At 66.6% G+C, this 19,189-nt stretch carries 19 protein-coding genes and 7 pseudogenes; 14 read left to right on the top strand and 12 right to left on the bottom strand.

Annotated elements, in window-relative coordinates:
- Positions 1-32 precede the first annotated feature (32 nt).
- From D5041_RS10945 to D5041_RS10930, 4 genes are all read right to left on the bottom strand, one after another.
- Entirely contained in the window at positions 33-1,151 is a 1,119-nt protein-coding gene (locus D5041_RS10945; protein WP_265284718.1) for a PilW family protein, read from the bottom strand.
- Between the two features lie 5 nt (positions 1,152-1,156).
- The gene (pilV, locus tag D5041_RS10940; protein ID WP_265257347.1) at positions 1,157-1,792 is read right to left on the bottom strand and encodes a type IV pilus modification protein PilV; all 636 of its coding nucleotides are present in this window, start codon (positions 1,790-1,792) and stop codon (positions 1,157-1,159) included.
- A 9-nt stretch (positions 1,793-1,801) separates the two neighbouring features.
- Positions 1,802-2,398: a GspH/FimT family pseudopilin gene (locus D5041_RS10935; protein ID WP_265284717.1), complete on the bottom strand. Its 597-nt coding sequence runs from the start codon at positions 2,396-2,398 to the stop codon at positions 1,802-1,804.
- Positions 2,399-2,870: 472 nt separating this feature from the next.
- On the bottom strand, positions 2,871-3,428 hold the full coding sequence (locus D5041_RS10930; protein WP_265257349.1) for an HNH endonuclease: 558 nt from the start codon (positions 3,426-3,428) through the stop codon (positions 2,871-2,873).
- Between the two features lie 164 nt (positions 3,429-3,592).
- Between D5041_RS10930 and D5041_RS10925 the strand changes: the two genes are divergently transcribed.
- The 3 genes from D5041_RS10925 (at position 3,593) to lspA (ending at position 8,084) form a co-directional block, all read left to right on the top strand.
- Positions 3,593-4,624, top strand: coding sequence for a bifunctional riboflavin kinase/FAD synthetase (locus D5041_RS10925; protein WP_265284716.1), 1,032 nt, complete (start codon positions 3,593-3,595; stop codon positions 4,622-4,624).
- A gap of 104 nt (positions 4,625-4,728) precedes the next feature.
- Positions 4,729-7,581, top strand: a complete 2,853-nt coding sequence (gene ileS / locus D5041_RS10920; protein ID WP_265284715.1) for an isoleucine--tRNA ligase — start codon at positions 4,729-4,731, stop codon at positions 7,579-7,581.
- A complete protein-coding gene (gene lspA, locus D5041_RS10915; RefSeq protein ID WP_265281469.1) occupies positions 7,581-8,084 on the top strand; it encodes a signal peptidase II in 504 nt (167 codons plus the stop codon). Before ileS ends, lspA begins: the two co-directional genes overlap by 1 nt.
- 15 nt (positions 8,085-8,099) lie before the next feature.
- On the opposite strand, the pseudogene D5041_RS10910 reads toward lspA, so the two are convergent.
- Positions 8,100-8,435: pseudogene (locus tag D5041_RS10910) on the bottom strand (NUDIX domain-containing protein); the annotation flags it as partial.
- Here D5041_RS10910 and D5041_RS10905 point away from each other — a divergent pair.
- Positions 8,436-8,573 (top strand): annotated as a pseudogene (locus D5041_RS10905) (signal peptidase II); the annotation flags it as partial.
- Positions 8,574-8,578: 5 nt separating this feature from the next.
- On the opposite strand, the pseudogene D5041_RS10900 reads toward D5041_RS10905, so the two are convergent.
- Positions 8,579-8,914 (bottom strand): annotated as a pseudogene (locus D5041_RS10900) (NUDIX domain-containing protein); the annotation flags it as partial.
- Here D5041_RS10900 and D5041_RS10895 point away from each other — a divergent pair.
- A pseudogene (locus tag D5041_RS10895) lies at positions 8,915-9,052 on the top strand (signal peptidase II); the annotation flags it as partial.
- Between the two features lie 5 nt (positions 9,053-9,057).
- On the opposite strand, the gene D5041_RS10890 reads toward D5041_RS10895, so the two are convergent.
- Complete coding sequence (locus D5041_RS10890) at positions 9,058-9,390, bottom strand: NUDIX hydrolase (RefSeq protein ID WP_265310940.1); 333 nt, start codon at positions 9,388-9,390, stop codon at positions 9,058-9,060.
- Between D5041_RS10890 and D5041_RS10885 the strand changes: the two are divergent.
- A pseudogene (locus D5041_RS10885) lies at positions 9,382-9,522 on the top strand (signal peptidase II); the annotation flags it as partial. The gene D5041_RS10890 and the pseudogene D5041_RS10885 overlap by 9 nt on opposite strands.
- A 15-nt stretch (positions 9,523-9,537) precedes the next feature.
- On the opposite strand, the gene D5041_RS10880 reads toward D5041_RS10885, so the two are convergent.
- The 3 genes from D5041_RS10880 to D5041_RS10870 all read right to left on the bottom strand — a co-directional run bounded on the left by D5041_RS10880 (position 9,538) and on the right by D5041_RS10870 (position 12,243).
- A complete protein-coding gene (locus tag D5041_RS10880; protein WP_265281471.1) occupies positions 9,538-10,356 on the bottom strand; it encodes an NUDIX hydrolase in 819 nt (272 codons plus the stop codon).
- Positions 10,353-11,336, bottom strand: a complete 984-nt coding sequence (locus tag D5041_RS10875; RefSeq protein WP_265281472.1) for a quinone oxidoreductase family protein — start codon at positions 11,334-11,336, stop codon at positions 10,353-10,355. Before D5041_RS10875 ends, D5041_RS10880 begins: the two co-directional genes overlap by 4 nt.
- 76 nt (positions 11,337-11,412) lie before the next feature.
- Positions 11,413-12,243, bottom strand: a complete 831-nt coding sequence (locus D5041_RS10870) for an SDR family oxidoreductase (RefSeq protein ID WP_265284714.1) — start codon at positions 12,241-12,243, stop codon at positions 11,413-11,415.
- 168 nt (positions 12,244-12,411) lie between these two features.
- On the opposite strand from D5041_RS10870, the pseudogene D5041_RS22285 reads away from it, so the two are divergent.
- From D5041_RS22285 to D5041_RS10860, 3 genes and pseudogenes are all read left to right on the top strand, one after another.
- Positions 12,412-12,942, top strand: a pseudogene (locus D5041_RS22285) (ATP-binding cassette domain-containing protein); the annotation flags it as partial.
- Between the two features lie 15 nt (positions 12,943-12,957).
- The gene (locus D5041_RS22280; protein WP_498063234.1) at positions 12,958-13,293 is read left to right on the top strand and encodes an ATP-binding cassette domain-containing protein; all 336 of its coding nucleotides are present in this window, start codon (positions 12,958-12,960) and stop codon (positions 13,291-13,293) included.
- A 53-nt stretch (positions 13,294-13,346) separates the two neighbouring features.
- A pseudogene (locus D5041_RS10860) lies at positions 13,347-13,496 on the top strand (ATP-binding cassette domain-containing protein); the annotation flags it as partial.
- A 68-nt stretch (positions 13,497-13,564) separates the two neighbouring features.
- On the opposite strand, the gene D5041_RS10855 reads toward D5041_RS10860, so the two are convergent.
- Positions 13,565-13,792, bottom strand: coding sequence for a hypothetical protein (locus D5041_RS10855; RefSeq protein WP_265281475.1), 228 nt, complete (start codon positions 13,790-13,792; stop codon positions 13,565-13,567).
- A 175-nt stretch (positions 13,793-13,967) separates the two neighbouring features.
- On the opposite strand from D5041_RS10855, the gene D5041_RS10850 reads away from it, so the two are divergent.
- Both D5041_RS10850 and D5041_RS10845 read left to right on the top strand, forming a co-directional pair.
- On the top strand, positions 13,968-14,222 hold the full coding sequence (locus tag D5041_RS10850) for a type II toxin-antitoxin system Phd/YefM family antitoxin (protein ID WP_010110235.1): 255 nt from the start codon (positions 13,968-13,970) through the stop codon (positions 14,220-14,222).
- The gene (locus tag D5041_RS10845) at positions 14,219-14,647 is read left to right on the top strand and encodes a type II toxin-antitoxin system VapC family toxin (RefSeq protein WP_265281477.1); all 429 of its coding nucleotides are present in this window, start codon (positions 14,219-14,221) and stop codon (positions 14,645-14,647) included. Before D5041_RS10850 ends, D5041_RS10845 begins: the two co-directional genes overlap by 4 nt.
- Before the next feature lie 136 nt (positions 14,648-14,783).
- On the opposite strand, the gene D5041_RS10840 is transcribed toward D5041_RS10845, so the two are convergent.
- On the bottom strand, positions 14,784-15,806 hold the full coding sequence (locus tag D5041_RS10840; protein WP_265284712.1) for a LysR substrate-binding domain-containing protein: 1,023 nt from the start codon (positions 15,804-15,806) through the stop codon (positions 14,784-14,786).
- Positions 15,807-15,934: 128 nt separating this feature from the next.
- Between D5041_RS10840 and D5041_RS10835 the strand changes: the two genes are divergently transcribed.
- The 3 genes from D5041_RS10835 to rhaS all read left to right on the top strand — a co-directional run bounded on the left by D5041_RS10835 (position 15,935) and on the right by rhaS (position 19,171).
- Entirely contained in the window at positions 15,935-16,687 is a 753-nt protein-coding gene (locus D5041_RS10835; protein ID WP_265284711.1) for an SDR family NAD(P)-dependent oxidoreductase, read from the top strand.
- Between the two features lie 96 nt (positions 16,688-16,783).
- Entirely contained in the window at positions 16,784-17,989 is a 1,206-nt protein-coding gene (rhmD, locus tag D5041_RS10830) for an L-rhamnonate dehydratase (protein ID WP_265284710.1), read from the top strand.
- 174 nt (positions 17,990-18,163) lie between these two features.
- Complete coding sequence (gene rhaS / locus D5041_RS10825) at positions 18,164-19,171, top strand: rhamnose ABC transporter substrate-binding protein (protein ID WP_265284709.1); 1,008 nt, start codon at positions 18,164-18,166, stop codon at positions 19,169-19,171.
- Positions 19,172-19,189: the final 18 nt, after the last annotated feature.

Raw genomic sequence — 19,189 nt, 5'->3', positions numbered from 1 at the left:
TGCATTTCTTGTTTGCCCCGCAACTTTGCATTCTAATAATACTGCTTCATGCTATTGCGCAGGCCAAACACCTCAATATGTCGGGTGATGGTGTCTCCAGAGGGTTGATCTTTTGCGGTGTCGCTGCAATCGCGGTATTTGCGCAGAGCACCTGCCTTGTCTGCAATGCGCGTACTGCCCCCCAGGGTGCGCGTCAGCAGACAAACGCGCACAGCCGTCACACGCAGCCAAGGGGGTACGGCCACGCCATTGAGCGTCAGGGTGCCCAAGGCACTGACTTCTGTCGCCGTGTAGAATCGCGATGGGGTCACGGTAGTTTCGCTGTCGTAAACACCATACGTCAATTGGAGATCTTCCAGACCTTCAATGATGGCCTGGTATGTCTCTGCATCAGCTGGTTTTCCATGGGGGCTTTTCCCATTCCCGCTACAGACAAGGCTTTTGGTCTTGATTTCTTGTTGGTCGACTGCGATATTGGTCGCCTTTAACGTAAAACGATTCGATACAAAAACAGGCAGCTGTGGGGGAATGTTTTCATCCGTCTGCGTTGGCGTTGGCGTTGGCGGAGTGCCGTTGGAGTTTTTCTTACGCTCGTCGTTGTGCGGGTCTCCTCCTCCCGCCGTCTCTGGAGCCACATCGCTGCCAGTGCAATCCAGGCGTCGCCCGGTACTGGTTCCCATGTTTTTGGTATCGCTGGTGAAATAGTTGATGACCAGGGTGTCTGCATCGGCATTCACGGTAGCGGGGCAGGTGCTGGTGGCCACGTCGAATACTCCACCGTCGCAGCCATAAATACCCGACTGGAATGCTGCAGGAGGCCAGCCGATCGCGGGATTCTGCCAGTCCGTATCCACTCGTGGATCAGATGGCAGCGGGGGATAGGTGTCGTACATGCCCTTTTGGGCGGGGTCTGGAGGAATCGACACCGATGCGGCAGGATAAAACCCGGCATTCATGATTTCACGTCCCAGCATCTGCATCACGAATGCACCGGTTTCGCGGCTGCTGGAAGTTCTGTCGATAGCACGCTGTGATTCGCGCGTTGCCAGATAAACATAAGCAGCAGCAACCACGATCACCAGGCTGATGCTCATCGCCACCATCAGTTCGACGATGGTCAGGCCCTGTTGGCGTCGCGTGCATGGGAGCATGCGCGTCACGGAATAAAAGAGAAGCGGGCACAGCGAACCCCGACCGGAACAGCGGCAGCCGCCGGGCAGCAAGTTTGCTGGGCCATTCCCTTGTCCGTCGCCGCGACGCAGGTATGTGCAGCGGCCAGAACCAGCACGCCACTCGCCGGCCTCAGTTGCTCCTTGTCAAACCACATCATCGTGACCGTCAACCCGTTCCTTCTATCCCCCGTGATCTGGGCCGCACCCTGCGGCATGCTCTCGCGAACCCGCTGGCGCCAGACGAGCAAATCAAAAGTGGCACGCTCCGAGGCAGTACACACTGTCGTTTCACAGTTCTTCGTCACGACCAGCGTGGCCGACTGCTGGGTCTTCCAGTCGTCATTGATCACGTACGCTGACGCGCTGCTCACCCCTTCGGCGGCAAAACTGGTCCCTGCGACATCCGGATTGATCCGGATCCGTTCCGACAAGTCGGAAAGCAGGGTCGATGTGGACAAGCGCGCCCATGTGTTTATCTTGTATTTGGAACTGGCCGCCTGGAGCCCGGCAATACCCAGCAAACCGATGGACATGACGAGGACCGCCACCATCATTTCAATCAAGGTCACACCGTGTGCGAACGACGGTCCGGCTCTGGATAGCGCATGCAGATGGTTCATATGATTCCATTATTTATAATTTGCACATGTTTTGTCCGGAGGCAGCGTGCGGGTACGCCCCAGGCCATCCATGCAAATGTTGAACGCATATTTTTTTGTCAGTTCATCGCTGGCATCTTTATAAATCATGTTGAATTGATCCAAATCGGCCACACCGGGTGCTCCACGGGCATTGAAAGTCATTTTCTTCTTGCTCGCCTGTGCCTGCAATTTGTAATCTGCTCCGCTTGCCTGGTGAACCAGCAGCATGTTGATGTCATCTTTTGGCGCCGTGGCACCGCTGTCGCAGCTGGGGTTGAGAAAGGCAATCCAACCCACCTCCCAATCCGCCCCCGTCGCCGTGCATTGCGGAGCGGCGTCGCCCGCGCTGCTGCTCATGCACAGGGTGACGCATGTGTTGCGATTGACCGCCTCGTTGCGGGCTTTCAGAACACTGCTTTTGAATTCGTTGCCGAGATTGGTCAGCTTGCTGCGCACGATGAAATCACGCACCGAGGGGGCCGCCAAGCTGCCCAGGGTGACGGCCAGGGCGAGTGTCACCAATAACTCGATCAGCGTGAAGCCCTGCGGCACGCTGCACGGGTGGTGGTCAGATGACTTTGTCATATGCGAATATCTCCAGGCGCAGCCGCCCGTTTGTCTACCCGGATGCCGTCATTCCCAAGGGTTGCTGGAGCCCAAAGCAGCAAATTTCGTCCGACGAGTCCCTGCGCATCGCCTGAATGGGTGTTCACGGGGATATCCATCTTCGAAGATCAATGTGTGCCATACCGCCCGGCTACTATCTCACTGCGCCCCCAGGTCTTGCGGATTTATTGCAACAGCGTGTGGGGATTTGTTGCCATAAACAATTTGCAATGCACCCCAATTAATCGGTGACCTGGACCGATTATCGATACGGCCATGCCGCGGTGGACGGCACCGGGGACGCTCATGGCGCGACCCATTTGCCGGGCTTGCGGCGCAATGGCTGCGTCTTTTTCAGACTGCCAGAGCCGATGGGGGTTTTAAAGGCGGTGGGCTCCGGGCCGCACCGGTTTTTTTCGCGTTGCAGAGAGGCTGAACGCTTACATTCAGCTCAGGCCAGCAGGCGGGACGACTTGGGCACGTGGGCCATCAGAAACTCCATCTGATCGGCCAGGATGCGCCGGTTGCGTAAGATGAAGTCTTCCCACAGGCTGGGCACGTAGGGCGCGTACAGTAGCGGCATATGCGCCTGCTCGGGCGTGCGCGGCCCCTTGCGGTGGTTGCAGGGGCGGCAGGCCGTGACCACGTTCATCCAGTGGTCCTGCCCGTTGCGCGCAAAGGGCACGATGTGCTCGCGCGTCAGGTTCTCTTCGTGGAAATGCCCGCCGCAGTAGGCGCAGACGTTGCGGTCGCGCGCGAAGAGCTTGCCGTTCGTCAGGCCGGGCTTGAGGTTGAAGGGGTTGATCGTGGGAACGCCCTTGGTGCCGATGATGCTGTTCACGTCGATCACCGATTGCTCGCCCGTGACGGCGTTGTAGCCGCCGCGAAAGCGCGTGATCTGGCCGCCCGATTCCCAGCGCACCTCGCCCGCGGCGTAGTGAATCACCGCCTGCTCGAGCGAGATCCACGACTGGGGCAGTCCCTGGGCTGACAGCTTCAAGACCTTCAAAACACGCCTCCTGAAACACGGGGGATACGAGGATCCGGGATACGGATACCGTGCGGGCGGTCGCAGGACCGCCCGTCGGTCACAATATACCTTGTTTTCATGACAAATCGGCGTCCCGTGCTTGGTGCACTTGCGCATGCTGCTATCAAAAATATAACGAACCGATGAAGATCTTTCGTGGATTCCAGCATCCGGGGATTGCCCCTGCGTGCGCGCTGACGATCGGCAACTTCGATGGCGTGCACCGGGGCCACCAGGCGCTGCTGGCGCTGCTCAACAGCGAGGCCGCGCACCGGGGCGTGGAGAGCTGCGTGCTCAGCTTCGAGCCGCATCCGCGCGATTACTTTGCAGGCGCGCACAACCGGCCCGAGCTGGCGCCTGCGCGCATTGGCACGCTGCGCGACAAATTGACCGAACTGGCGCGCTGCGGCGTGCGCCAGACCGTGGTGCTGCCCTTTGGCGCGCGGCTTGCGGCCCAGTCGCCCGAGGGATTCATCGACGCGGTGCTGCTCCAGGGCCTGGGCGCCCGGTACGTGCTGGTGGGCGACGACTTTCGCTTCGGCTGCCAGCGCGCGGGGGACTACGCCATGCTGGATGCGGCCGCGCAGGCGCGGGGCTTCGACGTGGCGCGCATGAACCGCTACGAGGTGCATGGCCTGCGCGTATCGAGCTCCGCCGTGCGCCAGGCGCTGGCCCGGGGCGACATGGCGGCGGCGGCGCGCCTGCTCGGGCGCCCGTACGCCGTCTCCGGCCACGTGGTGCATGGCCGCAAGCTCGGGCGCACGCTGGGCGCGACCGGTTCGGGCGCCGGCTTTCGCACCCTGAACCTGCGCTTTGCGCACTGGAAGCCCGCCGCCAGCGGCATCTTCGCCGTGCTGGTGCACGGGCTCGGCGCGGCGCCGCTGCCGGGTGTGGCGAACCTGGGCGTGCGCCCCTCGCTCGACCCCGACGACGTGAACGGCGGCCGCGTGCTGCTGGAGACGCACTGCCTGCAATGGCCCGCCGACCTGGGCCCCGAAGGGGCTTACGGTAAGATCGTGCGCGTGGAACTGCTGCACAAATTGCACGATGAGCTGAAGTACGCCGGTCTCGACGCCCTGACTGCGGGAATCGCCAAGGACTGCGCCGACGCACGCGCCTACTTTGCCACGGTGCACGCCGGAACCCTGCGCCAGACCACACGCGACCGAATTTGAGAGCGCAGCGCCCACCCGGCGCACGCGGCGGCGACCATCCGCCTTGCGCGCTCCCCATCATGCTGCGGACCCGCCCCGCAGCGCCCAGTCTTCAAGGCCCCCCGATGTCTGATACCGCCCGCCCCGCCCCCGCTGCCACGGATTACCGCAGCACGCTGAACCTGCCCGACACCCCCTTCCCCATGCGCGGCGATCTGCCCAAGCGCGAGCCACTCTGGGTCAGGCAGTGGCAGGAACAGGGGCTCTACCAGCTCCTGCGCGAGGCGCGCCGCGGCGCGCCCAAGTTCATCCTGCACGACGGCCCACCCTACGCCAACGGCCAGATCCACATGGGCCACGCGGTGAACAAGATCCTCAAGGACATGATCACCAAGGCGCGCCAGCTCGAGGGCTTCGACGCGCTCTACGTGCCCGGCTGGGACTGCCACGGCCTGCCGATCGAGAACATGATCGAAAAGAAGCATGGCCGAAAGCTCTCGCGCGACACCATGCAGGCCAGGAGCCGCGCGTACGCCACCGGGCAGATCGCGCAGCAGATGGCCGACTTCCAGCGCCTGGGCGTTCTCGGCGAATGGGACAGGCCCTACAAGACCATGGACTTCGCGAACGAGGCGGGCGTGATCCGTGCGTTCAAGCGCGTGATCGAGCGCGGCTTCGTGTACCGGGGCCTCAAGCCCGTGTACTGGTGCTTTGACTGCGGCAGCTCGCTGGCCGAGTTCGAGATCGAGTACGCCGACAAGCGCAGCGTCGCGCTGGACGTGGCCTTCAAGGCGCACGAGCGCGCCCGGCTGGCGGCGGCGTTCGGCCTGCCGGCGCTGGACAGGGACGCATTTGCCGTCATCTGGACCACCACCGCCTGGACCATTCCCGCGAACCAGGCGCTGAACCTCAACCCCGCGATCGACTACGCGCTGGTCGACGTGGGCGCGCGCATCCTGCTCGTGGCCGAGCCGCTGGTGGCCGCGTGCCTGGCGCGCTATGGCCTGAGCGGCCAAGTGATCGCCACCACGCCGGGCAAGAACCTGGACGCCATCGCCTTCGAGCATCCGCTGTACGACGTGGACGCGGGCTACCGCCGCCTGTCGCCCGTGTACCTGGCCGACTACGCCACGGCCGAGGACGGCACCGGCATCGTGCATTCCGCGCCCGCTTACGGCCTGGACGACTTCAACTCCTGCCGCGCGCACGGCCTGGCGCTGGACGACGTTCTGAACCCCGTGCAGGGCGACGGCTACTACGCGGTGGACTTCCCGCTGTTTGGCGGCCGGCTCATCTGGCCAGCCGTGCCCGCGATCATCAAGGCGCTGCGCAGCGCCGACCGCCTGCTGGCCACGCAGGACCTGCAGCACAGCTACCCCCATTGCTGGCGCCACAAGACGCCCGTGATCTACCGCGCGGCGGCGCAGTGGTTCGTGCGCATGGACGAGGGCGAGGGCGTGTTCACCCGGGACAAGGCGCCCGCAACGCTGCGCCAGAGCGCGCTCGAAGCCATCGAGCGCACCCGCTTCTACCCCGAGAACGGCAAGGCCCGCCTGCACGACATGATCGCCCACCGGCCCGACTGGTGCATCTCGCGCCAGCGTAGCTGGGGCGTGCCGATCCCGTTCTTCCTGCACAAGGACTCGGGCGAGCTGCACCCGCGCACCATGGAAATCCTGGACCAGGCGGCGGCCATCGTCGAGCAGGGCGGAATCGAGGCCTGGAGCCGCATGAGCGCCGAGGACATCCTGGGCGCCGAGGACGCCGCGCACTACGGCAAGAGCAGCGACATCCTGGAGGTGTGGTTCGACTCGGGCTCCACCTTCAGCCACGTGCTGCGCGGCACGCACGCCGAGGGACACCACGACAGCGGCCCCGAGGCCGACCTGTACCTCGAGGGCCACGACCAGCACCGCGGCTGGTTTCACAGCTCGCTGCTGCTGGCCAGCGCCATCGAGGGCCGCGCGCCCTACCGCGACCTGCTCACGCACGGCTTCACCGTAGACAGCCACGGGCGCAAGATGAGCAAGTCGCTGGGCAACGGCATCGACCCGCAGGAGGTCACGCAAAAGCTGGGCGCGGAAATCATCCGCCTGTGGGTGGCCGCGAGCGACTACTCGGGCGACATTGCGGGCGACGAAAAAATCCTCGCGCGCGTGGTCGATGCGTACCGCCGCATCCGCAACACGCTGCGCTTTCTGCTCGCCAACGTGAGCGACTTCGACCCCGCGCACGACGCCGTTGCGTTCGCGCAGATGCTGGAGATCGACCGCTACGCGCTCACGCACGCGGCGCAGTTCCAGGCCCAGGTGCTGGCGCACTACAAGGTCTACGAATTCCACCCCGTGGTCTCCGGGCTGCAACGCTACTGCTCGGAAGACCTGGGCGGCTTCTACCTGGACGTGCTCAAGGACCGCCTGTACACCACGGCGCCCAAGAGCCTGGCGCGCCGCAGCGCGCAGACCGCGCTGCACCAGATCACGCACGCCATGCTGCGCTGGATGGCGCCGTTCCTGTCGTTCACCGCCGAAGAGGCCTGGAAGCTGTTCGGCGGCGGCTCCGCGTCCATCTTCCTGGAAACCTACGGCACCATCGCCGCCGCGGACGAGGGGCTGCTCGCCAAGTGGGCGCGCATCCGCGCGATCCGCAACGCGGTGAACAAGGAGATCGAGGCGCTGCGCGTGCAGGGCCTGGTGGGCTCGTCGCTGCAAACTCTGCTCCGGCTCACCACGGCGCCCGAGGACCACGCGCTGCTCGCCAGCCTGGGCGCGGACCTGCGCTTCGTTTTCATCACCTCGGCGGTGGAACTGGTCGCGGGCAGCAGCTTGCAGATCGACGTGCGCGCCAGCGCCGACACGAAATGCGAACGCTGCTGGCACTACCGCAGCGACGTGGGCCACGACAGCGCGCACCCCGGCCTGTGCGCACGCTGCACGAGCAACCTCTACGGCGCCGGCGAGAGCCGGACGCACGCCTGATGGTGCGCGCAGCCTTGGTCGGGCGCCCCGGCGCGCGCATGCGGCCCTGGTTGGTCTGGGCGCTGCTCGTCCTGCTCGCCGACCAGATCAGCAAGGCGTTCATCGTCGGCTACTACCAGCTGGGCGACGCGCAGACCGTCACCCAGTTCTTCAACATCGTGCGGGTGCACAACACGGGGGCGGCGTTTTCCTTCCTCTCGAACGCCGGCGACTGGCCGCGCTGGCTGTTCACCGGCGTCGGCCTGGTGGCCACGGTCTTCATCGTCTGGCAGCTGCGCGCGCACCCCGGGCAAAAGCTGTTTTGCTTTGCGCTGTCGGGCATCCTCGGCGGCGCCATCGGGAACGTGCTCGACCGGCTGCGGCACGGCCACGTGGTCGATTTCCTGCAGTTCCACCATGCGGGCTGGTATTTCCCTTCGTTCAACCTCGCCGACGCGGCGATCACCCTGGGCGTTGCCTGCCTCATCCTGGACGAGTTGCTGCGGGTGCGGCGCGGGCGCTGACCCCGCGCGCCACGCTCACAGCCCGAGAAACCCCGCGATCACCAGGCTGGCTTCCAGCGTGAACAGCCCCTGCACGAGCCACGCGCGCAGGGTGCTCGGCGGCAGCAGCTCGAAGCGCTGCACCTCGCCGTCCTGGTTGCAGGGCAGCATGCCGTCGGGCAGCCGGGCGCGGAACCAGTCGATGCGCTCGACCATATAGCCCGCGCCGCCGTCACCGCCGCCGCTGCTCGGGTGCTCGAGCAGCACGTGGCCGCCGTGCGCCACGCCGATCAGATCGGCGACGCGCAAGCCCGCCTCTTCCCAGGTCTCGCGCGCCAGTGCCTGCGCCAGCGTGTCCGCGGCGCCGACCATCACGGCCACGTGGTCGATTTCCTGCAGTTCCACCATGCGGGCTGGTATTTCCCTTCGTTCAACCTCGCCGATGCAGCGATCACCCTGGGCGTTGCCTGCCTCATCCTGGACGAGTTGCTGCGGGTGCGGCGCGGGCGCCACGCTCACAGCCCGAGAAACCCCGCGATCACCAAGCCGGCTTCCAGCGTGAACAGCCCCTGCACGAGCCACGCGCGCAGGGTGCTCGGCGGCAGCAGCTCGAAGCGCTGCACCTCGCCGTCCTGGTTGCAGGGCAGCATGCCGTCGGGCAGCCGGGCGCGGAACCAGTCGATGCGCTCGACCATATAGCCCGCGCCGCCGTCACCGCCGCCGCTGCTCGGGTGCTCGAGCAGCACGTGGCCGCCGTGCGCCACGCCGATCAGATCGGCGACGCGCAAGCCCGCCTCTTCCCAGGTCTCGCGCGCCAGTGCCTGCGCCAGCGTGTCCGCGGCGCCGACCATCACGGCCACGTGGTCGATTTCCTGCAGTTCCACCATGCGGGCTGGTATTTCCCTTCGTTCAACCTCGCCGATGCAGCGATCACCCTGGGCGTTGCCTGCCTCATCCTGGACGAGTTGCTGCGGGTGCGGCGCGGGCGCCACGCTCACAGCCCGAGAAACCCCGCGATCACCAAGCCGGCTTCCAGCGTGAACAGCCCCTGCACGAGCCACGCGCGCAGGGTGCTCGGCGGCAGCAGCTCGAAGCGCTGCACCTCGCCGTCCTGGTTGCAGGGCAGCATGCCGTCGGGCAGCCGGGCGCGGAACCAGTCGATGCGCTCGACCATATAGCCCGCGCCGCCGTCACCGCCGCCGCTGCTCGGGTGCTCGAGCAGCACGTGGCCGCCGTGCGCCACGCCGATCAGATCGGCGACGCGCAAGCCCGCCTCTTCCCAGGTCTCGCGCGCCTGCGTGTCCGCGGCGCCGACCATCACGGCCATGTGGTCGATTTCCTGCAGTTCCACCATGCGGGCTGGTATTTCCCTTCGTTCAACCTCGCCGACGCGGCGATCACCCTGGGCGTTGCCTGCCTCATCCTGGACGAGTTGCTGCGGGTGCGGCGCGGGCGCTGACCCCGCGCGCCACGCTCACAGCCCGAGAAACCCCGCGATCACCAGGCTGGCTTCCAGCGTGAACAGCCCCTGCACGAGCCACGCGCGCAGGGTGCTCGGCGGCAGCAGCTCGAAGCGCTGCACCTCGCCGTCCTGGTTGCAGGGCAGCATGCCGTCGGGCAGCCGGGCGCGGAACCAGTCGATGCGCTCGACCATGTAGCCCGCGCCGCCGCCGTCGCTGCTCGGGCGCTCGAGCAGCACGTGGCCGCCGTGCGCCACGCCGACCAGATCGGCGACGCGCAAGCCCGCCTCTTCCCAGGTCTCGCGCGCCAGCGCCTGCGCCAGCGTGTCCGCGGCGCCGACCATGCCGCCCATCAGCGTGTCCCACAGCCCCGGGTCGTTGGGCTTGTCCCGCGCGCGCTGCTGCACCCACATGCGGCCATCGGACGCCAGACCCACGAGGTGCACGGCGCACGTTCCCACACCCAGCACGCGCACGGCGCCGCGCTCCACCGTGGCCAGCCGCTCCCCCTGCGGGTTGCACACGGCCAATTGCTCGTTGCGCCACGGGCCGCACAGCTGCGCGTCGCGCAGCGCCACGGCCAGGGCATTGAGCGCCGCGGTGCGCGCCTCGGGCGCCGCCTCCAGATGCCAGGCCCCGGAATGCTGCCGCAGCCTGCCGCCCTGTTCGGCCAGGCGCGCCAAGTCGATTTGCTGCAAAAACCCCGGGGCCACCGAGCCCACCACCTGCCCCGCGAGCACAAAGGCCTCGCGCGGCCGGGGCGCGGGGCGCTGCGCCATGCGCCGCGCGGCGGCGAGCCAGCGCCCGAACGACGGGTCGTCGGGCGCGCTCACGGCGTGAGGATGGTGCTGCCCGTGGTCTTGCGCGCCTCAAGGTCACGGTGCGCCTGCTGCACCTCGGCGAGCGGGTAGCGCTGGTCGATGTGGACCCTGACCTGGCCGCTGGCCACCACGGCGAACAGATCCTCGGCCATGGCCTGCACGCTCGCGCGCGTGGCAATGTGCGTGAACAGCGTCTGGCGCGTGACGTAGAGCGAGCCCTTGGCGCCCAACAGGCCCGGCGCAAACGGCGCCACCGGGCCCGAGGCATTGCCAAAACTCGCCATCAGGCCCAGCGGGCGCAGGCATTCGAGCGACTTCTCCCAGGTGTCCTTGCCCACCGAGTCGTACACCACCTTCACGCCCTTGCCGCCGGTGATCTCGCGCACCCGGGCAGCGAAGTCTTCGCGGCAGTAGTTGATGGCGTGCGCCGCGCCGTTGTCCAGCGCGAGCCGACATTTGGCGTCGCTGCCCGCCGTGCCGATGAGTTGCAGGCCCAGCGCCTTGGCCCACTGGCAGGCGATCAGCCCGACGCCGCCCGCAGCGGCGTGGAACAGCACATGGTCACCGGCTTGCAGCCCTTCGACGGGCCGGGTCTTCTTGAGCAGATACTGCGCCGTCAGGCCCTTGAGCATCATCGCCGCGCCGGTGTCGAAGCCGATCGCGTCGGGCAGCCGGCACACGCACTGCGCAGGCAGCACGCGCATTTCGCAGTAGCTGCCCGGGGGCATGCTGGCGTACACGGCGCGGTCGCCCGGCGCGAGGTGCGTGACGCCCGCGCCCACGGCCTGCACCACGCCCGCCGCCTCCATGCCGATTCCCGCGGGCAGGCTCAGCGGGTACAGGCCCGTGCGGTGGTACACGTCGATGAAATTCAGGCCGATCGCGTGGTGGCGGATGAGCACCTCGCCCGGGCCGGGCGCGCCCACGGGCAGGTCAACGAGGGCAAGCTCTTCGGGGCCGCCGTGCTGGCGGATCTGGACGGCGAGGCTCATGGAAACGGGCTCCTGTTGCGCTGGAATGCGGTTCGGAATGCGGGCCGCGCGGAATCATCGCACAGCGGCCGCCGCGTCAGAAAACGCCGGGGTACGCGCCGCCATCGGCCAGCAGGTTCTGGCCCGTGACGTAGCCCGCGTGCACGCTGCACAGAAACGCGCAAATCGCGCCGAACTCATCGGCCCGGCCGTAGCGCCCCGCAGGAATCAGCGCCTGCTGCGCCTGGCGCACCGCGTCCACGCTCTTGCCCGACTTGGCCGCGACGGCGTGCACGGTCGCGACCAGCCGGTCGGTGTCGAACCTTCCGGGCAGCAGGTTGTTGATGGTCACGCCCCGGGCGGCGATCGGGCTGCGCGCGACGCCCGCGACAAAGCCCGTGAGGCCGCTGCGCGCGCCGTTGGACAGGCCCAGAACGTCGATGGGCGCCTTCACCGCGCTGGAGGTGATGTTCACGATGCGGCCAAAACCGCGCGCCGCCATGCCGTCGAGCGTGGCCCCGATGAGCTCGATGGGGCTGAGCATGTTCGCGTCCAGCGCCGCAATCCAGGCGGCGCGGTCCCATTCGCGAAAATCCCCCGTGGGCGGACCGCCGGCGTTCGTGACCACGATGTCGAAGTCCCGCCCCGGGCCGCCAGCCACGGAGAGCGCCGCAGCGCGCCCTGCGGCGCTGGTGATGTCCGCGGCGACGCTCAGCACGCGCGCTGGGGCGCCGCCCCGGCCCGCGGCCTTGGCCGCCTCGACCGCCTCAGCCGCCAAACGGCTCGCCGCCGCGTCCAGTGCCCGGGCGCTGCGCGCATTCACCACCACGTGCACGCCCTCGCGCACCAGCGCGTGCGCGCAGCCGTAGCCCAGCCCCTTGCTCGCGCCGCACACCAGCGCCCATTTGCCGGCAATCCCCAAATCCATCACAAGCTCCCTTTGCAGCGCCGCAAGCCGCGGCCCCGGCGAATCATAGGAGCCTGCGTGCGGTCTTTTGCCGAAGGGCGCCCGCGCGGGCCGGACAGAGCACACAATCCGGGCATGACCGCACTCTTTGAAGCATTGCACCTGCGCAAGCGCTATGGCACGGCCACGGCGGTGGACGACGTCTCCTTTGCCATCGCCCCCGGCGAATGCCTGGGCGTCATCGGCCCGAACGGCGCGGGCAAGACCACCACCTTGCGCATCTGCCTGGGCCATGCAGCGCCCGACGGCGGCAGCGTGCATTTCCAACCGCAACCGGCAGACGCGCCGCTGCGCATGCCCCACGACGCGCTGGCGATCAGGGCGCAGCTCGGCGTGGTCGCCCAGTTCGACACGCTCGACCCCGACTTCAGCTGCGCCGAGAACCTGCGCGTGTTCGGCCGCTACTTCGGCCTCAGGGGTCCGGTGATGGACGAGCGCGTCGCGCGCCTGCTCGAATTCGCGGCCCTGACGCACAAGGCCGACGTCCGGCCCGCCACGCTGTCGGGCGGAATGCGGCGGCGCCTGAGCCTGGCGCGCGCCCTCGTCAACGACCCACGCCTGCTGCTGCTCGACGAGCCCACCACGGGCCTCGACCCCCAGGCCCGCCACCTCATGTGGGAGCGCCTGCAGCAGCTATTGCAGCAGGGCAAGTCGATCCTGCTGACGACCCATTTCATGGACGAGGCCGAGCGCCTGTGCTCGCGCCTGCTGGTGCTCGACCACGGGCGCAAGATCGCCGAGGGCCGCCCGCGCGCGCTGATCGCCGAGCACCTGGAGCCCGACGTGGTGGAGGTATTCGGCGTCGGCGCCGCGGCGCTGGCCGAGGACGCCGCGCTGCGCGCGCTCGCCGCGCGCGTGGAAACCAGCGGCGAGACGGTGTTCTTCTACACGCAGAACGCGCAGCCGCTGCTGCAAGCGCTCGCCGCCCACGGCCACCTGCGCACGCTGCACCGCCCGGCGAACCTCGAGGACCTGTTCCTCAAGCTCACGGGGCGGCAGATCAGGGAGTAGTGGGCTACCGCTACGACAGTGTTTCATTCCTGCGCATGAGCCAAGCCAACGGGCTCGAATTCGCGGCCCTGACGTACGGCCCCCGGCCCGCCGCGCTGTCGGGCGGAATGCGGCGGCGCCTGAGCTTGGCGCGCGCCCTGGTCAACGACCCGCGCCTGCTGCTGCTCGACGAGCCCACCCCGGACCTCGACCCCCAGCCCAAGTTTGTCACTTGCCTCTTTCAACCCCAATAAAATCAACAACTTAGATCGATTCCCCGGCGTGTATGGCACTACATTTTTGTAGTTGCCCACCCGGTAATGAGCCGACGCAAGCAGACCGGCTTCGTCGGCCTTGCCGGGGCGCAGGAATAGTCAAAGCGTTTGAGCACCCGGCTGATGTGCACGTAGCGCTCCTCATCGTCCTGGCTGGGGGTGAAATGCACCACCGCGCTGGCGAGCAAAAACTGTTCAATTTGCGCGATCGTCGTGAGCCGCGTCTCGTCCATGTTGAGCACCATTTCCTGATGATCAACCCACCCTTGCTCGGGGCCTGAAACCGCCCCTTCAGACTCATACCTCGTTGGAAATACGGGGCTCCTTCAGACTCATACCACGTTGGACAAGGCTAACGCTTGCGCTTGTTTGCTCATTGTAGTAACGTATCTACATTATTCAAGCATATGGGGTGCCATCATGACCATTACCACCTTATCAAGCCGCGAGTTCAACCAGGGGACAAGCGAGGCAAAACGGGCCGCAAACAATGGACCGGTGTTCATCACAGCCCGGGGCAAACCTGCCCATGTGCTTTTGAGCTTTGACGACTATCAACGGCTCACAAAGCAACGGCGCAACATTGCCGATGCGCTGGCGATGCCGGGTATTGCCGACATCGAGTTTGAGCCGCCGCGTGTGAGCATCGAACCCCGGCCGGTTGATTTCTCATGATGTTTGTTCTCGATACCAACGTGGTGTCCGAACTGCGCAAGGTGCGGCTTGGTAAGGCCGATGCAAACGTGACGACATGGACGGAAAGCGTGGACGCCGCTGACCTCTTTGTTTCGGCCATCACCATCATGGAACTGGAGCTTGGCGTTCTGTCGATTGAGCGTAAGGACGCCACACAAGGGGCCATGCTGCGCTCATGGCTGGAGCAGCACGTATTGCCCGAGTTCTCCGGTCGCACGCTGCCTGTCGATACCGCCGTGGCGCAACGCTGCGCCCGGCTGCATGTACCGGACAAGCGCGACGAGCGCGATGCACTCATCGCGGCAACGGCCCTTGTGCATGGCATGGCGGTGGTTACTCGCAACGTCGCTGATTTCAAGCTCACAGGCGTGACGATCATCAATCCGTGGGAGGTGATGCAATGACCGCTGCCCATCGGGCATCTGCACCAGGGGCGGTACCCGGGCGGTCGCTGCAGGTGACTTTCAGGTGTTTTTGTGGTGATGTTGAGGTGGTTCGGGGCGGCAGATCAGAGAGTAGCGAAGTGCACGCAGGGATGGGCTACCGCTGCGCGCAGTCCCCCGCGTAGCGCCTGAGGTGGTCCACGAACAGGGTGGCAAATTCGGAAAGCGTTTCGTTCTTGCGCGTGAGCAAGCCAAAGGCCCTGAGGTCGCGCCCGATCTCGATCGGCAGCACTTGCAGCAAGCGGGCCCTGACGTGATCGCGCACAACCGATTCGGGCAGCATGGCAATCGCGTCGCTGGACTGCACCAGCTGCAAGGTGGCAAAGATGGAAGTGCACTCGATCATGTTCTGCGGCGCGCCGACGCGCGCACGCGCAAACTCCTCCTCCAGCAGGACGCGCGCCGGCGAGCTGATCAGTTGCAGCACCCAGGGCCAGCGCACCAGCTCGGGCCAGCCGAGCGGCTGGCGCCGGCGCAGCAAGGCGTGCCGGCGCCGCACCACCGCGCACAGGGGCTCGTCCGACAGGGCCGCAAAGTCGAACTTGTTGTGCTCCAGCGGACCGGGCAGGCGGCCCACGGCGAGTTCGATTTCATGGCGCTCCAGCAGGCCGCAGATCTGGTCGCTGGTCTCCCCCAGGATGCGCACGTTGAGCAGCGGCCGTTCGCGTTTGAGGTCCGCCACCGCGCGCGCCACCAGGTCGGGCGCGGCGCCCATGATGGCGCCAAACACCAGATGCCCATGGCCGCCGTGGCGCTTGGTCTCCAGGTCTTCCAGAAACCGCTCCAGCGCGGCCTGCGCCTGCCGCGCGTAGGCCAGCACCTCGCGCCCGAGCGCCGTGACCCGCAGCCCGCGCGCGTGGCGCTCGAACAGTGCGAAGCCAAAGGCGTGTTCGATGTCGGCGAGCATCTTGGTGGCGCCCGGCTGCGTCATGTGGATGCGCGCTGCCGCATGGCGCAGGGTCGAGGCCTCGCCCAGAACGCCCAGCAGCACCCAGTGTTTCAGCCGCAGCCGGTTGACGAGCCGCCGGGACAGCCCCAGGCCATCGCCCGGCGCGACCCCGGCCGCTGCGCTGGCGGTATTCTGGGAACAGGGATCGGCGGGATTCGCGCGGGCTTGCATGATCGATAGCGCATGGGAATCAATGCGCTCAATTATTTGATTGGAAGCTTATCGCCGCAAATCTTACTATTCGCAACTGCATAAAAAGTCAGCAACCAGGCAAAGAAGCACCCACAGGAGACACGGGAATGAATCAACTCGACATGGCCGGGCGGCACGCCATCGTGACCGGCGGCGCCCAGGGCATAGGCTACGCCGTCGCGCAGAGGCTGCTCGATTCCGGCGCCGCCGTGTCCCTGTGGGACGTGAACCAGGACCAACTGGCCGTCGCACGCGAACAATTGGCGGCCCGCGGCCCGGTCAGCGCCGTCGGGGTCGAGCTCACGGACGAGTCCTCGGTGAACGCCGCCATCGCGGCCACGCTGCGCGCGCACGGCAGCGTGCACGCCCTGGTGAACAGCGCCGGAATCACCGGCGGCAACGGGCTCACCTGGGAACTGGAGCCCAAGGTCTGGCGGCAGGTGATCGAGGTCAACCTCATCGGCAGCTACCTCAGCTGCCGTGCCGTCATCCCCGGCATGCTGGCGCAGGGCTACGGCCGCATCGTGAACATTGCCTCGATTGCGGGCAAGGAGGGCAACCCCAACGCTTCGCACTACAGCGCGTCCAAGGCCGGGCTGATCGGCCTGACCAAATCGCTGGGCAAGGAACTGGCCAAGACCGGGGTGCTGGTGAATGCGGTGACGCCGGCCGCCGCGAGGACGCCGATCTTCGACTCGATGAAGCAGGAGCACATCGACTTCATGCTGTCGAAAATTCCGCTGGGCCGCTTCCTCCAGGTCGAAGAAGCCGCGGCCATGATCGTCTGGCTGTGCACCGCGGACTGCGCCTTCAGCACGGGCGCCGTCTTCGACCTGTCGGGCGGGCGCGCCACGTATTGACGGCGGACGGCGGACGACGGCGCGCTCCTGCGGGACGCGGTCCATCCCCCCTCCCCCATTCCCCCATCCCCATCTCCTGCGCAGGAGCGCCCGCCCATGCCCATGCCCACCATCGCGCACATCCGCGCCCTCACGCTGCGCGGCGGCGGGGCCGACTACCACGACCAGGAGGCAGGGCACTGGATCGACGAGCACATCAGCACGCCGATGGCGCGCTACCCCGAGTACCGCAAGAGCCGGAAAAGCTTTGGCCTGGACGTGCTCGGCACGCTGGTCGTGGAACTCGAGGCCAGCGACGGCACGGTGGGCTTTGCGCTGACCACCGGCGGCGACCTGGGCTGCTGGATCGTGGAAAACCACCTGGCGCGCTTCGTCCGGGGCCAGAGGGTCACGGACATCGAAAAAATCTGGGACCAGATGTTCCACGCGACGCTGCACTACGGCCGCAAGGGCATCGTGCTCAACGCCATCTCGGGCGTGGACCTGGCGCTGTGGGACCTGCTCGCGAAGGTGCGCCAGGAGCCGGTGCACGCGCTGCTGGGCGGGCCGGTGCGCGACGAGCTGAGCTTCTACATGACCGGCGCGCGGCCCGATTTCGCGCAGCAGCAAGGCTTTATCGGCGGCAAGCTGCCGCTGCACCACGGCCCCGCCGAGCGCGAGGAAGGGCTGCGCAAGAACCTGCAACTGCTGGCCGACATGCGCCAAAAATGCGGCAAGGACTTCTGGCTCATGTACGACTGCTGGATGAGTCTCGACCTGGAATACGCGACCCGCCTGGCCAAAACAGCGCACGAGGAATTCGGCCTCAAGTGGATCGAAGAAGCGCTGCCGCCCGACGACTACTGGGGCTACGCCGAACTGCGGCGCAACGTGCCGCGCGGCATGCTGGTGGCCACCGGAGAGCACGAGGCCACGCGCTGGGGATTTCGCATGCTGCTCGAAATGGAATGCTGCGACATCCTGCAACCCGACGTGGGCTGGTGCGGCGGGATCACCGAGCTGCTGAAGATCTCCGCGCTCGCCGACGCGCACGGCAAGCTGGTCGTGCCGCACGGCTCGTCGGTCTACAGCTACCACTTCGTCATCACGCGGCACAACAGCCCGTTCGCCGAATTCCTCAACATGTCCCCCGGGGCGGATGAGATCGTGCCGATGTTCCATCCGCAGTTGCTCGACGAACCCGTTCCGGTCAACGGGCGCATACAGGCTTCGGCGCTGGACCGGCCGGGCTTTGGCGTGCGGCTCAATCCGCAGTGCAGGCTGCATCGGCCTTTTTCCTCCGACTCCACCGGCGCGCGGTGAAATGAGAACGAAACCCTCACCACCGCCACCGGGCTGTTGCTGCTGTCCTCGATGCTGCTGCCCAAGCTGGCGGCCCGCTGGCGCGCGTACCGGCTCACACGCCAGCGCCGCGCCGCACACCCGTGAATTCCTCTTTCCCGCAACCTGCAACCTGACTTGAACACGGACCCAAGAATGACATCCCACCCACTGCTGACACGCCGAATCGCCGTCCTCGCGTTCGCCGCCACGGCAACACTGGCCAGCCAGGCCCAAGACCTGAAGCAAGGGCTGAAGATTGCCTTCCTGCCCAAGCAGATCAACAACCCCTACAACGCCATCGCCGGCAGCGGAGTCGAAACGGCGGCCCGGGAGATCAAGGCGAACAGCCAGATGGTCGGCCCGTCCGACGCGGGTGCGTCCTCGCAGGTCGGCTACGTGAATACGCTGGTGACGCAGAAACAGAACGCGATCATCCTCGCGGCGAACGACCCGAACGCGCTCGTGCCGTACCTGAAGAAAGCGCAGGCGCAGGGCACGCGGGTCGTCGCGGTGGACTCGGACGTGGCCGCCGACGGCCGCACGATGTTCATCAACCAGGCAAACAGCGAGGGCATTGGCCGCGCCCAGGTGCAGCTGCTCGCCAGGCTGATCGGCGGCAAGGGCGAATTCGCAATCCTCTCGGCCACGCCGAACGCGACGAATCAGAACACCTGGATCCGGTGGATGCGCGAGGAACTCAGGAAGCCCGGGTACCAGCGCATGCGCCTGGTGAAAGTGGCCTACGGCAACGACGACGACCAAAAGTCCTTCGTCGAGGCGCAGGGTCTGCTCCAGGCCTACCCCAAGCTGAAGGGAATCATTGCGCCGACCACGGTGGGAATCTCCGCCGCCGCACGCTACCTGTCCAGCTCACCGTTCAAGGGCAGGGTGGTGCTCACCGGCCTGGGCACGCCCAACCAGATGCGCGCCTTCGTGCGCAACGGAACGGTCACCGCGTTCCAGCTCTGGAACCCGTCCGACCTGGGCTACCTGGCGACCTACGCCGCAGCCCACCTGGTCAGCGGCAACATCACGGGCAAAGCCGGCGATACCTTCTTGGCCGGCAAGCTCGGCCGGTACGCCGTGGGCAGGCGGGGCGAGGTGATCCTCGGCCCGCCGACGACTTTCGACGCCGGCAACATCGACCAGTTCAACTTCTGAAACCGCAGCGCAAGCGAC

This window comes from Verminephrobacter aporrectodeae subsp. tuberculatae (assembly GCF_026127385.1).
Classification (GTDB): domain Bacteria; phylum Pseudomonadota; class Gammaproteobacteria; order Burkholderiales; family Burkholderiaceae_C; genus Acidovorax; species Acidovorax aporrectodeae.
The sequence above is the reverse complement of the archived record's forward strand: the minus strand, read 5'-3'. Positions and strand labels throughout refer to the sequence as shown.